The 14,704-nt window shown below is 38.1% G+C and carries 16 protein-coding genes; 8 read left to right on the top strand and 8 right to left on the bottom strand.

Going from position 1 to position 14,704, the window contains the following annotated elements:
- Positions 1-167: 167 nt before the first annotated feature.
- From GQR53_RS01700 to GQR53_RS01685, 4 genes are read left to right on the top strand one after another with little or no spacing between them, the layout of a single operon-like run.
- On the top strand, positions 168-980 hold the full coding sequence (locus GQR53_RS01700; protein ID WP_024606186.1) for a MipA/OmpV family protein: 813 nt from the start codon (positions 168-170) through the stop codon (positions 978-980).
- A gap of 1 nt (position 981) precedes the next feature.
- Entirely contained in the window at positions 982-1,362 is a 381-nt protein-coding gene (locus tag GQR53_RS01695; RefSeq protein WP_188085381.1) for a DUF3019 domain-containing protein, read from the top strand.
- A gap of 14 nt (positions 1,363-1,376) precedes the next feature.
- Complete coding sequence (locus tag GQR53_RS01690; RefSeq protein ID WP_024606185.1) at positions 1,377-2,069, top strand: response regulator; 693 nt, start codon at positions 1,377-1,379, stop codon at positions 2,067-2,069.
- Between the two features lie 25 nt (positions 2,070-2,094).
- Complete coding sequence (locus GQR53_RS01685) at positions 2,095-3,342, top strand: ATP-binding protein (RefSeq protein WP_024606184.1); 1,248 nt, start codon at positions 2,095-2,097, stop codon at positions 3,340-3,342.
- A 91-nt stretch (positions 3,343-3,433) separates the two neighbouring features.
- Here GQR53_RS01685 and GQR53_RS01680 read toward each other — a convergent pair whose 3' ends face one another.
- The gene (locus GQR53_RS01680; protein WP_024606183.1) at positions 3,434-3,655 is read right to left on the bottom strand and encodes a DUF3820 family protein; all 222 of its coding nucleotides are present in this window, start codon (positions 3,653-3,655) and stop codon (positions 3,434-3,436) included.
- Between the two features lie 349 nt (positions 3,656-4,004).
- Positions 4,005-5,579, bottom strand: a complete 1,575-nt coding sequence (locus GQR53_RS01675) for a cation:proton antiporter family protein (RefSeq protein ID WP_165742700.1) — start codon at positions 5,577-5,579, stop codon at positions 4,005-4,007.
- Between the two features lie 266 nt (positions 5,580-5,845).
- Here GQR53_RS01675 and GQR53_RS01670 point away from each other — a divergent pair, with 266 nt between their 5' ends.
- Both GQR53_RS01670 and GQR53_RS01665 read left to right on the top strand, forming a co-directional pair.
- Entirely contained in the window at positions 5,846-6,589 is a 744-nt protein-coding gene (locus GQR53_RS01670; protein ID WP_024606181.1) for a sporulation protein, read from the top strand.
- 69 nt (positions 6,590-6,658) lie between these two features.
- The gene (locus tag GQR53_RS01665; RefSeq protein WP_024606180.1) at positions 6,659-7,108 is read left to right on the top strand and encodes a GNAT family N-acetyltransferase; all 450 of its coding nucleotides are present in this window, start codon (positions 6,659-6,661) and stop codon (positions 7,106-7,108) included.
- Between the two features lie 78 nt (positions 7,109-7,186).
- Here GQR53_RS01665 and GQR53_RS01660 read toward each other — a convergent pair whose 3' ends face one another.
- The 6 genes from GQR53_RS01660 to GQR53_RS01635 all read right to left on the bottom strand — a co-directional run bounded on the left by GQR53_RS01660 (position 7,187) and on the right by GQR53_RS01635 (position 12,907).
- Positions 7,187-8,542 (bottom strand): sodium-dependent transporter, encoded by a 1,356-nt coding sequence (locus GQR53_RS01660; protein ID WP_138488731.1) that lies wholly within the window; start codon positions 8,540-8,542, stop codon positions 7,187-7,189.
- A 204-nt stretch (positions 8,543-8,746) separates the two neighbouring features.
- Positions 8,747-10,039, bottom strand: coding sequence for an ATP-binding protein (locus GQR53_RS01655; protein ID WP_024606179.1), 1,293 nt, complete (start codon positions 10,037-10,039; stop codon positions 8,747-8,749).
- Between the two features lie 15 nt (positions 10,040-10,054).
- Positions 10,055-10,759 carry a response regulator transcription factor gene (locus GQR53_RS01650; protein ID WP_165742699.1) on the bottom strand — a complete coding sequence of 235 codons (705 nt, stop codon included), beginning with the start codon at positions 10,757-10,759 and terminating at the stop codon, positions 10,055-10,057.
- 24 nt (positions 10,760-10,783) lie between these two features.
- Entirely contained in the window at positions 10,784-11,167 is a 384-nt protein-coding gene (locus GQR53_RS01645; protein WP_149591801.1) for a DUF3019 domain-containing protein, read from the bottom strand.
- Positions 11,157-11,939, bottom strand: a complete 783-nt coding sequence (locus GQR53_RS01640; RefSeq protein WP_231619887.1) for a MipA/OmpV family protein — start codon at positions 11,937-11,939, stop codon at positions 11,157-11,159. Before GQR53_RS01640 ends, GQR53_RS01645 begins: the two co-directional genes overlap by 11 nt.
- A 164-nt stretch (positions 11,940-12,103) precedes the next feature.
- The gene (locus GQR53_RS01635) at positions 12,104-12,907 is read right to left on the bottom strand and encodes a hypothetical protein (protein ID WP_165742698.1); all 804 of its coding nucleotides are present in this window, start codon (positions 12,905-12,907) and stop codon (positions 12,104-12,106) included.
- A 112-nt stretch (positions 12,908-13,019) separates the two neighbouring features.
- Between GQR53_RS01635 and GQR53_RS01630 the strand changes: the two genes are divergently transcribed.
- Positions 13,020-14,174 (top strand): serine hydrolase domain-containing protein, encoded by a 1,155-nt coding sequence (locus tag GQR53_RS01630; protein WP_165742697.1) that lies wholly within the window; start codon positions 13,020-13,022, stop codon positions 14,172-14,174.
- Positions 14,171-14,671 (top strand): histidine phosphatase family protein, encoded by a 501-nt coding sequence (locus GQR53_RS01625; protein ID WP_002963152.1) that lies wholly within the window; start codon positions 14,171-14,173, stop codon positions 14,669-14,671. The genes GQR53_RS01630 and GQR53_RS01625 overlap by 4 nt, the downstream gene beginning before the upstream one ends.
- The last annotated feature ends 33 nt before the right edge of the window (positions 14,672-14,704 follow it).

Raw genomic sequence — 14,704 nt, 5'->3', positions numbered from 1 at the left:
ATTTTTGTATACAAATTGTGAATAATTGTAACCAGCTAGAGCTAGTTTAAAAAGACCTTGCTAGTATGGGGAACTTACTTAATTTAATTCTTTGATGTACGCTGATGCGGTATTCCTTCTCCTTATTAACAGCTCTATGTTTTAGCACTTTGTTTGCTTGCCTTTCGGTGCAAGCAACACAGGCAAGCAAGCATGCTGACGATTATACAGAGCAAGATATAACAACCGATCGTCTGCATTTGAGTTTAAGTGTTGGGGCTGGAGTTATAACCAACCCTTTGCATGGTGGAGATAATATTCCGCTTGTGCTTATTCCACAAATTGCATTTTATGCAGAGCAATGGTTTTTTGATAATGGCCGCCTTGGCTATTCATTTTCACAATCCCCAAAGCATCACTTTAATCTAGTTAGTGAACTCAACTCTGAATCTCGCTTTTTTATAGACTGGCACCCTAAAAATGTATTTGCATTGCAAAGTAGTGCTCTTAATAATCAGCTCGTAATGCAAAATGAAGCCTCGTCCTCTCGCTATGTTGATATTGATAATTTGCATAAACGGCAAATTGCCTTGGATGCGGGTATTGCATATCACTATGTAAATGATGACCATGTTTTTTCAGTTCAGGCTCTGCATGATATAACCGATGTTTATCGAGGTGTACGCGGTGCATTGCAGTGGCAATATCATACTGTGCTAGGAAAGCTTAAAATAAAGCCAACACTTGGAATAAACTATAAATCTGCGGAACTAAATAGCTATTTTTATGGACTTAATGAGGGTGAAACTCAATTTGGCAAAATAGACGTTGGTAGTAGTTGGCAACCTTATGCTAAAATCGACGCCCGTTGGCCACTGAGTAAGGCTGACTCTCTTCGTTTTCATGTAGCATATTACGACTATTCGGCTATGGATGGCAGTCCGCTCTTTGAACGTACTTATTCAATGACTGCATTTATAGGATTCGATCGTACTTTTTAATATGAAGTATTCAATATTAGTTGTGTTTATTACCACTTTTTTTAGTGGTTTTAGTATGGCACAAACCCCTGTTTTTAGTGTTTCTCCAAAAGTCTGCGTGGTTTCCGAACAGCAGGATTTTTGCGATCTTGATTTACAGTTTAAATGGCTATTAAACACCTATAGTGATGTCTGTTTGTATCAACAAGAACAACTACTTCAATGCTGGCAGCAGCAGCGTTCTGGGCAATTTAATTATAAAGCGCGTGTTCAGGTGGAGACCATATACTCCTTAATCAATCCTCATACGGGTGTGTTAATAGCAAAAACACAGGTTGAAGTACAAAGCGCCCATGCTAAAAAAAATAGGCGTAGGCTTCGCTCTCCGTGGAGCTTTTTTTAATTTAGGAGCAACTAATGCCAAAAATTTTACTTGTTGAAGATGATCTCGGTTTACAACAGTTAACAAAAGATTACCTTGAACATAATGGCCTTGAAGTCGAAGTGTTAGACCGCGGTGACGAAGTGTTTAATTACCTAGAAAACAATACACCCGATTTAATGATTCTAGACGTTATGCTGCCAGGTAAAGATGGCTTTAGCGTTTGCCGCCAAGTAAGAGATAAATTTACTCTACCAATTTTAATGTTGACTGCTAAAGGTGAAGACTTCGACCAAGTACTTGGTTTAGAACTTGGTGCTGATGATTATGTAATAAAACCAGCAGAGCCACGTGTATTACTAGCGCGGATCAATGCATTACTTCGACGTGGGCAACCAACAGTAAAATCTAGTGAAGAACTGCAGTTTGGTGATTTAGTCATCGATAAAACAAGCCGTATTGTAAAACTAAGTGATTCAGAGATTGTATTAACTTCGCACGAGTTTGAACTACTATGGCTATTAGCGTCAAATGCGGGTGAAGTACTAAGCAGAGAGCATGTGCACCAACATATGATTGGCCGTCAATACGACGGACTTGATAGAACTGTGGATGTACGCGTATCACGAATTCGTAAAAAATTAGGCGACAACAGTGATAAGCCGTATCGTATAAAAACTGTATGGGGACAAGGCTATTTATTTGTTTCTGATGCGTGGGATCTCTAGAACTATTTAAGGTTAATCGGCTGTAATGGGAAAACTGTTTACCAGCTTATACTTATATATCATTGTTTCATTATTTGTTGTAAGTGGTGTTATTGAGCAGCTGTGGCCTTATGAAGAGTCGCAGCAGCAGGTCTTCTTAGACGATGAGTTTGGGCAATCACTGTGGTTGCTTTCGCAAACCCCAAATGGTCTTAAAAAGCTAAAGCATAACTTTGAAAGTAAAGTGATTGAACGACGTGATTTAATACTCCCTCAAAAACAACAATCGCAGCTAAATCAAAATCACTACTTATATTTGTATGATAAGCAACAACGCATTGTTTGGTATGTAGATCTCGGTAATGATTCATTACTTCAGGTAGGGCCGGTAGGTGTATTAACGCAAGAATCATCTTCAGTTTGGCCGTATTTATTACTACTTATTATTGTAGGTATACCAGTTGGGCTATGGAGCTTTTTACTCTGGCGTGACTTTGCAAAGCTACGTAAAGCGTGTGAAGCGGTAGAGGGTTTGCAAGACTTTCAACTAAATGACTCTTCTAAGTCTTTCTTTTTACCTATAACAGATACATTAAAGGTAATGCAGCAACGTATTGAGTTTTTACTTAGTGCGCAGCAAGAGCTTACCTCATCGGTATCACATGAATTTAGAACGCCATTAGCACGTTTAAAGTTTGCAATTGTAATGTTACAAGAGCAAATGCTTGATGAAAAAGGCGAAAAATACCTAACAAACATGCAAACAGACATTAGTGAGCTTGAGTCACTAGTCTCTGAAATGCTTGAATACGCGCGATTAGACTCTCAACAACCAAGTTTACAGCCAATAAACTGCGATTTAGCTGGGCTGGTAAAAACCACTGTTGAAAAGCTAAATTTTGAAGCTAGAACAACGCTCTCTATAAACCTCCCTGAGCATTTAAATTACTACTGTGATAGCCACTTTATGGCGCGAGTATTTCAAAATTTAATTGGCAATGCGCTCAAATACACTCATCAACAAGTCAAAATTTCATTGCTACAAGAGGCAACTCACATCGTATTGATTGTTGAAGATGATGGTGAAGGGATTGACCCCGTTGAGCGAGAAAACGTATTTAAGCCTTTTACTCGATTAGATAAAAGTAGAGGCAAGGACACTGGTGGCTTTGGTTTAGGGCTTGCTATAGTTGCTAAAATTGTGTCGTGGCACCAAGGAGAGTGTAAAGCAGAAAGCTCAAGCTTAGGTGGTGCTAAATTTATTGTATATTTACCTCTCAAATTTAAGACATAAAAAAAGCGCCTAAGGCGCTTTTTTTGCGGTTAAAAACCAAAATCAACAAGTAGCAATATAATAGACCGCAAGTATTTAAAAAAGTTCTCAATTATTTTTTATTTTTTTCAAGTAATGGCATTAACATTTGCTCAAGGCCATTTAGTTTAACCTCATACATCATCGCTAGTTGGCTACCAAGTTTTGAGTCAGGAAATCCCTGCTGTTTGAACCACACCAAATAAGGTTCTGGTAGTAGTAATAAAGGGCGCCCAGCATATTTCCCAAAAGGCATCGTTGTATTTACAGCTATTTTTAATTGTTTTGGATCCATAAGAGTTACTTAGGTTTTAAAGTCTGCGTAAGTGTAAGGGATTTTAGAAATATAAAATAGGCTGTGACGGGCAAGAAACAGCCTATTTTGCGAGGGAGTAGGCCCTCTGATTTAATAATTTTTGTTGATTAATATAAACCTAGTTGAACTTTAATTAGCTGGGATCTAATTAAGTTATTATTAGAACATGGGTTTTTATTTAACCAACACGGATAGTCTACCTGTTTTTCATTGTTGTGGTGAAATGGCTTGTAAAGGAATGTAAATAGAATTGCTTTTTATTTAGAAACTAATAACAAAGCCTTAATAATTCTAAGACTTTGTTATTTATAGACGTTATAAAAAGTGATTATTCGTTAAATAGCTCTTGTTTAACGTGTTCTGCAAAACCACTACCTGCTTCTAAGTAAAAGTTATAAGTAGAATGAACACCCATTTCTTCTAGCTCTTTTTGTTGATCAGGATAGTTTGCAATAGCTGTTACTTGGCCTTTATAACCAGAGGCTTGTAGCTGCTCTAACGCAAAAATATTTTGCATATGCTTTGGCATCGCAAGCATGACCATTTCTACTTGCGAATGATTTACTCGTTGCCAAAAGTCAGGATCTGTTGCATCAGCAATTAAGACGTTGCGGCCTCTGTTAACGTGCTTATCTACCACCTCAGGTTTTATATCTATGCCTGCAACAACATTTGGGTGAGTCGCGTTAATAGTCTCATACGCACCAGTACCAATACGTCCCATACCAAAAATGACTATTTTAGTATCGTTTAGGTTAACGGGTAGCTCTTCAGCTAAACGAGTTTTGCTTTCAAACTTTAATAGCCAGTGCTCTATTTTTACGTATAACTCGTTTGAGCGCTTATTTAACGGCGAGGCAATTACAAAGGTAATGGAAACAGCAATTGCCATTACAGCGAGCCACTCCGAAGTGATCATGCCTGTGCTAGCTGCTACTGCACATACAATTAACCCAAATTCACTGTAGTTAGATAAACTAAAGGCGGTAAGTAATGATGTACGCGCGCGTAGTTTGAATATATTCGTGAACACATAATAAAGCGCTATTTTAATCGGTAAAACTAAAACAAGTATAATGGCAACGATTAATGAGCTAGTGGTTAGCTCTGCGCTCAAGCCAATACTTAAGAAAAAACCGACTAATAATATGTCTTTTAAATTAAGCAGGGATTTTGATAGCTCGCCTGCCTTTTTGTGAGGGGCAAACATCATTCCTATTATTAGTGCACCTAAATCGCCTTTTAGGCCTGCAAATTCAAATGCATGATAACCAGCAACTAAAGCAAAGAAAAAACCAAATAATGGTAATAGTTCACCATGTTTAGAGCGATTTAATACGCCATACATGACAGGTCGTAATAAAGGCAGAGCAATTATTAATGCAATTGCCCACACATTTGGAATTTTACCTGTACTAATCGCTAAAAAGATAACTGCAAAGATATCTTGCATGACTAGTATACCAATGGCTATTTTACCGTGAAGGCTTGCCATTTCTCCGCGTTCTTCAAGCACTTTTACTGCAAATACAGTACTTGAAAAACTAAGCGCAAACCCAACCAGTAAAGCACTTTGCCAACTTAAATCAATAAACAGTGGAATGGCGAAAATACCAAGCAATAACATAAAGCCACTAAAAAGCGCACTGCTAAAAATAATATGCAATGTTGCAGGCGCCCACACTTGGGGTTTAATTAAACTGTTTACCTTTAGCTTTAAACCAATACTAAAAAGAAGAAGGGTTACGCCAAGTGCTGCTATTGTATCGAGCAACTCTGTACTTTTATAACCCGATAAATTTAAAGCAAAACCTGCTAATAAAAATCCAATAAGAGGAGGCAGCTTTAACTGATAAACAGCAAAACCACACACAAACGCGGCAGCAAAATAGATTAGTTCCATAATTCTTAATATCACTTCATTTGGGGTTGCAGTGTAACGAAAAATTTATACCATTGAAAATAAAAATAGACCTAAAAATGAACGTGTCTAATCAGATATATGGCTAACTGTGTATAAAAAATGCGCATCAAACATACATTTAATCGTAAATAGTATGTAAATAACATTTTTTCACTGACATTGGCTTTTAAATATGGTTAAGATGCGATAACGAAGAAGTTTAAGCGAGAGCAAATAATAGAGCCGCTCAGCTTAAGGAGAAATATATGTTTAAAAAGATTTTAGCGTCGGTAGGTATTGGTGCTGCAAAAGTAGATACTGTTTTAGAGACTGAACACCTACAACCTGGTCAGCTTTTTAACGCACAAATAGTCATTACCGCAGGTGATGTTAGCCAAGATATTGCAGGCTTAGATTTATTACTTATGACCCGTGTTAAAGTGGCAGGTGATGATGGCGATTATTTTACCAATCATGTGATTGACCAATGGCGAATTACAGATATAGGTACAATTGAGCCGGGCGAAGTTAAAAGTATCCCTTTTGAAGCACGCCTTCATTCTGAAACTCCTATTACAGAAATTAATGCAGGTTACAATCAATCTCATGTGTGGCTTGAAACAGGCTTGGATATTGATTTAGCACTTGATCCGAGCGATAAAGACCATTTACATATTTACCCTAATGAAGCTGTTAAAACGTGCATGCAGGCGATGGAAAAATTAGGCTTTAGCTTAATGAAAGCTGATGTAGAAAAAGGTCATTTGCGCGCTTCTACATTTCAATCGTTATCGGGCTGTTATCAGGAGCTTGAATATAAACCAAATAGCCGTAGTTTATTTGGCATTCAAGAGATTGAGTTGTCATTTGTTCCAGAGGCACATAAAACACATGTGCTCATAGAACTAGACAGAGCTTTTAGAGGCGATGGTTATGTAGATTTAACCATAGAGCATGACCATGTGAATGTATCGCAGTTGTGCGACCAACTAGAGCGTTTATTTGCTTAATATAAATTAACAAGTGAATAATATTATTAAACCCGGCCTAGGCTGGGTTTATTGTTTATAGGATTTAAAATGCAATTTAAATGTGAGCAGTTTAATGCTTTAGATGCGCATACTCTTTTTACTATTATGCGAGGACGTGTGGACGTATTTGTTGTAGAGCAGGCGTGTCCTTATCCTGAACTTGATGATGTAGATATAGCTTTAAATACACAGCATCTATATACATTAGACAGTGGGCAGCTACACACTTATGCGCGATGTTATGAAAAAAATGAGCAATATAGCGCAATAGGGCGCGTGCTGGTAAGTAAAAGCGCGCGTGGCAAAGGCGACGCCACTTTACTTGTAAGTAGAGCTATAGAGTGCTGTAAAGAGCGGTGGCCGGAACGAGATATTTATATTGGTGCACAAACCTACTTACTTGATTTTTACCGCTCCTTTGGCTTTGAAGATTACAAAAGTGAATATCTAGAAGACGGCATACCTCATCAAGATATGATTTTAAAACTCACTCAATAAATCCAATTTAAGCAGCTATAAAAAAGCCCACTAATGTGGGCTATTTTATTTAAAACTATTTTAAGGCTAAGGTATCATTTAGCTCAATAGTGAATGTAAAAACACCATGCCAATAGCAAGTGGACATACAAACTTAGTATACCAAGGCCATATTTTCCAAAACAATGTATTGTGAACTTCAGGGTTACCCTCTTGAATTGCTTTTAGTAATGAGCCTCTATACCAAATCCAGCCTACAAATATACAACACATAAGACCAAGTAAAGGCTGAGCTACTTTTGTAGTGAGAGTGATTACTAAGCCAAATAAGCTGCTAAGGTTACACACAATTGTAATACTGACGATAGCGATTAGCGCCCCAATTAACCACGTTGCTTGAACGCGTTTCATCCCAAAGCGCTCTACGGTGTATGATACTGGCGCCTCTAACATTGAAATAGATGATGTTAAAGCGGCAATACTCATTAACGCAAAAAATGAAAAACCCACAAATAAGCCAACTTCGCCCATTCCATCAAATAAAGCGGGGAGTACCTGAAATACTAATGTATCTTCAGAGAGTAGCTTACCCGTTGTGGCCGAGAATATTTCAACGCCTTGAGCTTGTGCTACATACATAGCTGGAATAATCAGTAAACCTGCAACAAAGGCTATAAATACATCAATAAGGGTTACATAGGCACCTAAAGAAACGAGGTTTTCTTTTTTACTAATGTACGAGCCGTAAATAATCATTACGCTAGTGCCAAGCGATAATGAGAAGAAAGCTTGCCCTAATGCACTTACTAATAGTTTTGCGTCAAAAATAGATGAAAAGTCAGGGACTAAGTAGGCTTTTAAGCCTTCCATAGCACCATCTTGCGTCATTACATAAGCAATAAGTGCAAATAAAATGCCTAAAAGTGCAGGCATTAAACGCTTAGACCACTTCTCAATACCGTTTTCAACGCCTCTACTTATAATAGCGACTGTTAGTACGATAAAGATCATGGTGAATATAATATTTCGAGTAAGTGATTGCTCGCTTAACCATGTAGATGCTGTGTTGGCACCAACTAAAGTGGCTATTGGTTCAGCTGTGGCGCTGAGCATCCAACCGGCAACAATGGCGTAAAAGCTTAGTATAAAGCCAGCGCATAAAATACCGCCAAAACCAACAGCAAAGGCAAAGTGTTTTTGCCATGGCTTATTAGATATTTTTTGAAGAGATGACACTGCGTTTGCTTGGCCATGACGTCCAATCATAAGTTCAGCCATTAAAGCGGGGTAGGCTAAAAAGAACGCAAGCACTAAATATGCGACTAAAAATGCAGCACCGCCATTACTGGCTGTTTGTGTAGGGAATCCCCAAATATTGCCCAAACCAACGGCAGAACCCGCTGCGGCCATAATAAAACCAAAGCGAGAGCTAAACTCGCCTCTAACTGCGCTCATATTATTGTACTTCTCTATTGTGTGACGGCGGTGACAATCTACTGGAAATGTAAAAAAATAAAAAGTGCTTATTTGCTGATCTAGCACAAATTAATAAGTAAAGTGTATGTTATAACCATCGATTTTAATTGTTGTTATTAAGTCGTTTAAAATAACGAGTTGATTTTGTTTAATAATTGTTAATTACAGTCTGTAACTATTGCTTTACGGATTATGGTGCTGTGCAATAGTTAGAGTAAAGCACGCACCACCTAGCTGGGTGCTTTTAGTTACTTTAACGCTGCCATGATGCCAATCAGCTACTTTGGTAACAATGGCTAAGCCAAGGCCATAACTTTTATCGGCTCTGTTACGGTGATCTTCCTCTCTAAAAAATGGGCTAAATACGTTACTAAAGTTTTCTTGTGCGATACCTGGGCCGTCATCTTCTACCGTTATTATAAGCTGTTGCTCGTGTAACCTTGCACTGAGGTAAATATGTTGGTTTGCAAAATCACATGCGTTTGTTAATAAGTTAGTAATTGCACGAGCCAACCAGTGAAGATCTGCATTTATTATTTTATCAGTACTATTGAGTTGTACGTTGAGCATTTGCATTTCAAGTTTTGGTGCAAGTTGAACTAAAATATCTTCAAGGTAGGATTTAATATTGGTTGATGAATAGGTCAGTTTATTAGCGTTTTGCTCTAAAGTAGCAAATGCTAAATAGCTACTAAGCATCGATTCCATATGATCTAAATCGTTTTCCATACGGGTTAAATACTGTTTTATTTTTTGCTCATCATGGCTATCTAATGCCGCATCTAAACCAAATCGCAGGCACGCGATAGGGGTGCGTATATCATGAGACAAGCTTGAGGCCATTAGCTTGTTTTCGGCGACAAGCTTCTCTATTTGGCTGGCCATGCGATTAAAAGTAAGCTCTACGTCTTTTATGTAAGTAAAATGCGATACTTTTATTCGGGCTTGAACATTACCTGAGGCAAACTTTTTAGCGGCTTTATTTAACACGGTTAATCGTTTAGCTAAGGGCGCAATAATAAACCCCATAAATACACATAAGCCTGCGTAAAAGAGTAAGGTTAATATAATATCGTTATGTTGCTCGCTATCAAAAATTTTATCTAAACGCATTGATAAGTGAAAAGGATTTAAAACAGCGCTGCTATAAAGCATATAAAAGCCTTGCTGATCTTCTAAAATCAGCCCACCCGGCGTATGCATTTGTAATAATAAAGAAGGCGGTAAAGCAAGTGATTCATTAGGCTTGTAATCAATTAAAACATCAAACTCTAGCGCCAGTTGTTTTACATAATCGCTGCGCTCAGATGTGGGTATGTTAGCTAACTGCTTATTGAAACCCATGATCATTTTACTTTGCTGACTAAATTCATCTTGTGGGGTATGCGCTTGTTGACTAAAAGCATCAATAAGCCAGCCCAATACCACAATAGATAAAAGTGCACTGCCTAGAAGCGATATATAAAACTTTTTCATTTATTCATCGCTCTGTTACCACGCGGTAGAAACAAGTAAATAGCCACGGCCCCAAATGGTTTTAATTTTTTCAGGGTTTTGTGGGTCATCATTAAATTTTTTACGAAGTGCAGAAATAAGTACATCAACACTTCTATCAAGCCCGTCGTACTCTCTACCTTTCGTCGCTTTAAATACGGCATCGCGTGAGACAACTTGACCTGCATTACTTGCAAGGTAGTGCAATAATAGATATTCGGCGCTTGATATGTTTACATCTTGCTCGTTAAGGGTCACATTTCTTGATTCGGTATTAATACTAAGCGTACCAACTTGAATAACGCTTTGGCTAACCTGTGGCTTATTTGGCTCATTGTTTTGACGCAGTGCTGCTTTTATTCGCGCTAGCAATGCACGTGGACGCACCGGTTTCATTATGTAGTCGCTTGCGCCAACTTCTAAACCAATAACTTCATCCATCTCTTCATCGCGTGCGGTGAGCATTATAATAGGCGAATTATAAAAGCTACGAAGCTCTCTACATACGCTGATACCATCTTGCCCCGGGAGCATAATATCAAGGAGTACAATATTTGGATTTAACGTTTTGACCTGGCTAACAACTTCGTCACCACGATGACAAACATGCGTTGTATAGCCTTGCTCTGTTAAATATTCAGCAACCCATTGCGCTAGTGATGCATCGTCTTCAACAAGTAAAATAGTCCCGTAGTTATCCATAAAATATCCCTAATGCGATTGGTATTAAAATAGTCGCCAGCGGCGTTTTTTTTGTCTGTTTTGATAAACCCATTGTAGTTTTACTTCTGCTGTACTGATGACTTTGGATGTATTGCTATCAAATAGTTCAAATGAAATACTTTGCTGTGAGTCAAAAGCATAATTAAAAGTACCACTTTGTTGCTTTAGCCAACATTGCATAATGTACTTTGAAGTTGCATCGCGTAGGCAGTAATTACCAATGATAGGTTGCTCCCACGTAAGTGTGACATCGGCATAGCAATTACGCCCTTCGCGCAGTGCAACACAAGTGTCGGGTAGTGCTATGAGTGCTTCAGGGGGCTCCTGCGCTTTAACAGTAAAGGTACTGGGAAAGATCAGTAATACCCAAATCCATCTAAAATACATAACGTAGGCCTACCTTGGCTTTATGCTGATATCCTTGGGAAATAATGGGGCTGTCGTCAATTTCTTTTGAAAACCATGTAGTGAGCCAACCGGATAAAAACACCCAATCTTGGCTTATTGGATATTCAGCATGGAACTCAAAGATAATACTCGTACTGGCATTGCTGCTATAAATCGGGCGAAGGCTGGTGGCTTCATCGTTATCAATGCCAAAGTAATAATTGGTAAAATCGGCAGAGTAGGCGCTTAAACCAACACCAGATCTAAACTCCCAGTTTCGCCATGGCAAAATGTGGCTAAAAAAGCTATTTATAACCCAGCCATTATGAGCACCAGATACGTCATGAAGGTATTCAAAGGAGAATTGTGAGTTTTCAAATCGGCGGGTGAGCCTAAGACCAACATCAAAATCGTAATTACGTTTCTTAATACCTTGAAGCTCTTTTATAACACCGTGGTTATAAAACCCGAGGCCTTTTTCGTCAAACCCGGCTTGAGTATTTGTGCCAAGTATATCTAAGCCCCAATCAAATTTATCTATAAGACTGTAACCAATTACAAGACCACCGCTGAGTTGATTGTGATCAAAATCAAGATAAAATTTATCGTAAGAAACAGCAAGACTTAAATCAAGCTCAACGCCTTTATCGTAAGATTCGATACCGATTAGGTAGGAATCTTCAATATAAAAGCCCGCACCAGCACTCCAATCCCACGCAAAGCCTTGGGTTGGCTCTAACGTGTTATCGGCATAATAGCGGTTACTTGCCATACTTGTGGTGCTAAAAATAAAGCAAAAAAGCAATGTTATGCTCACTAAAGTATGGTTAAGCAAAGTGTTTCTCATCCCTAAGGGCCTAATTATTATTTGTTATTAAGCGTAGTATATTGTTAATTCGTCCCTTTAATCTGTAAAAAAATGTAGTAAGTATAAATTTACTGAACTTTAATTTTATCGATTAATATACTGCTCAAGTAAAACTGCATCATAGGTGTTAATGCACTTACTTCTGTTCTGTTACATGGACCGCTAAGTTTGGTAAGACTAGATAGTTTTGACAACGTTTTGTACTGAGGGATTTGAATGTCTTTCCCAAGTCTTTCAATGCGAGCTTCATCAGTGTTTTGTTGATGAACAAAAGCGACAACCTCAAGCTCATTAGTTATTTTTTGCTCTTCGGTAAAATTGTAAATTAGCGGCTCGCGATGAAAACTAGCACTGTCGATAGATGATTTAGCAAACCAAACAACATCACCCGATGACTTGTGCGTAAGACGCATACTAACTTGTGCGAACATAGCTGCGCACTGATGGGTTGGATATTGTTGTGCAACATTTGAATATAAAGTAAAAGGATTCTCTGGTTGCTTTATTGCGTACTTGGTATCGTCTGTAAAAGTTAAATCGAGTTGCTGAATTGTCAGTGTATAGTCGCTGTTATTTTTAGTTGTCACTTTTAGTTGTTTATCATTCAGTGCTTGGCTAATTTGCGATAGAAGTTTATCGGTCACGCTCGCTTTATCGGTAATGATTTTTACTGTCTGGTTTCTAACTACTTTATGTGCAGGAAGTTGAACCGATTTAACTTTTGGAGATGAGTGCTCTGTAGTGTACTCAAGCTGATAGGTCTGACTTTTTAATGTTGGCTTTAACGGCATAGCCAATGGCTCGGCTGGCTGCTTTGTAATAGCACAACCAGTTGATAATAATATAAAAAGTGACACAACTAAAAAACGCATAAGTACTAAACACCCGCTAAAAACCAAATAATCGTCGTATTGTACGTTAGTCCAAACAAAACTTCATGATATTATCTGCGCAGATGTGGTTAAAAAGATAAAATTTATAAAAATGAAGTATCTCAACTCTTTATTGTATAGCCTACCTGCTTTGTGTTTGTTGTTTAGCTCTGTGGGTTTTGCGGCAAAAGCGGATCCTGATTGGGATGCATTTGTAAAAAAATACGGCCGTTACGCACAAAAAAAATTAAAAAGTAAAGGTATACCTGGTGCAGCGCTTTCGATTGTAAGTATAAACAACTCAGACTACATCCACACTATGGGCGTAACTAAAACACGAAATGGACAAAAAGTTAATAAGCATACCCGCTTTAGACTTGCGTCTGTTTCTAAGACATTTGCAGGCTCGTTATCAGCTAAATTGGCTGCTAACGGCCTACTGGAGTTAGATAAGCCTGTTAGTGATTACATACCTGATTTTAAAGGAACTGTATATGAAAATGATTTAAAGGTGTTTCATCTTTTAAGTCATTCAAGCGGGTTAGTTCCTAATGCATACGATAATTTAATTGAATCTCGTATGGATTACTCCAGTATTGTTGAAAAATTACTTAGTGTTAAACCTATTTGCAAACCAGGCGAATGTTACGGTTATCAAAATGTTATGTTTAGCCTTATAGGTAATGTGATATTACAAAGCAGTGGTAAAAGTTACGCGCAATGGTTACGGGAAACTATTTTTGCGCCTTTAAAAATGAGTGATGCCAGCTTAGGTTTTGAATCTATGGTTCAGGATGAAAATTACGCATTACCACACGTGCGCGGTACAAAACGTTGGTATAGCGCTAAGCTTAAAAAAAATTATTATAAAGTGGGACCTGCAGCGGGTGTAAACGCAAGCGCAAATGACATGGCTATTTGGTTAAAAGCCCAGCTAGGGCAATACCCAGATGTTTTGTCATTGGATACTCTAGCAAAGCAAACGCGTCCTTATACACATACAAAAAAAGAAATGCATCGCAGGGTGTGGAAAAAACACCTTAATGAGGCTTATTACGGACTAGGTTGGCGGGTTTATAATTATGCTGATGAAACGCTTTACTATCATAGTGGCTGGGTGCAAGGATATAGAAGCGATGTGGTTGTGTTTCCCCACTTAAATGTTGGTTTTAGTTTAATCGTTAATGCTGAAACCGGCGTAATTAATGAATTAACAACTGAATTTATCGACAGGCTATTAGAATACAAACGAGGTAAAAAAATATGAATAAAATAATATTAGCAATCACTTTTTTAGCCTTGTCATTTAATTGTAGTTTGGCATTTGCCGCACCTGACGAGGTATATTTGTTTCGTCATAGCGAAAAGTTAACGGGGAAAAACCCAGCGCTCTCAGAAGAGGGGAAGGCACGTGCAAATAATTTAGTTACTTTGTTTAAAGAACATCAAAATATACATCTTTTTAGCAGCAACTATAAACGCACGTTGCAGACAGCCGCACCTTTGCAGGCACATTTTAATACCAAATTAAATGTGTATAACGCAGGTGAGCTAGGTGATTTAAAAAATGAGTTACTCAAACTAAAGGGTGTAGTTGTTGTTATTGGGCACAGTAATACGACGCCGCAACTGGCTGAACTACTCTCCAATGAAAAAGTGCCAGCTATGAGTGAGACACAATTTACTCAGTATTTTATATTGCATAATAAGCCCAGAAGTAATGGCACTGATTATGATGTAACGCACCATACAATGAGCTTTTAAATTAAAAAGTGTTATATAACAAAAAACCAGCAT

The sequence above is a fragment of the Pseudoalteromonas sp. Z9A6 genome, from assembly GCF_011378805.1.
GTDB lineage: Bacteria > Pseudomonadota > Gammaproteobacteria > Enterobacterales > Alteromonadaceae > Pseudoalteromonas > Pseudoalteromonas distincta.
The sequence above is the reverse complement of the archived record's forward strand: the minus strand, read 5'-3'. Positions and strand labels throughout refer to the sequence as shown.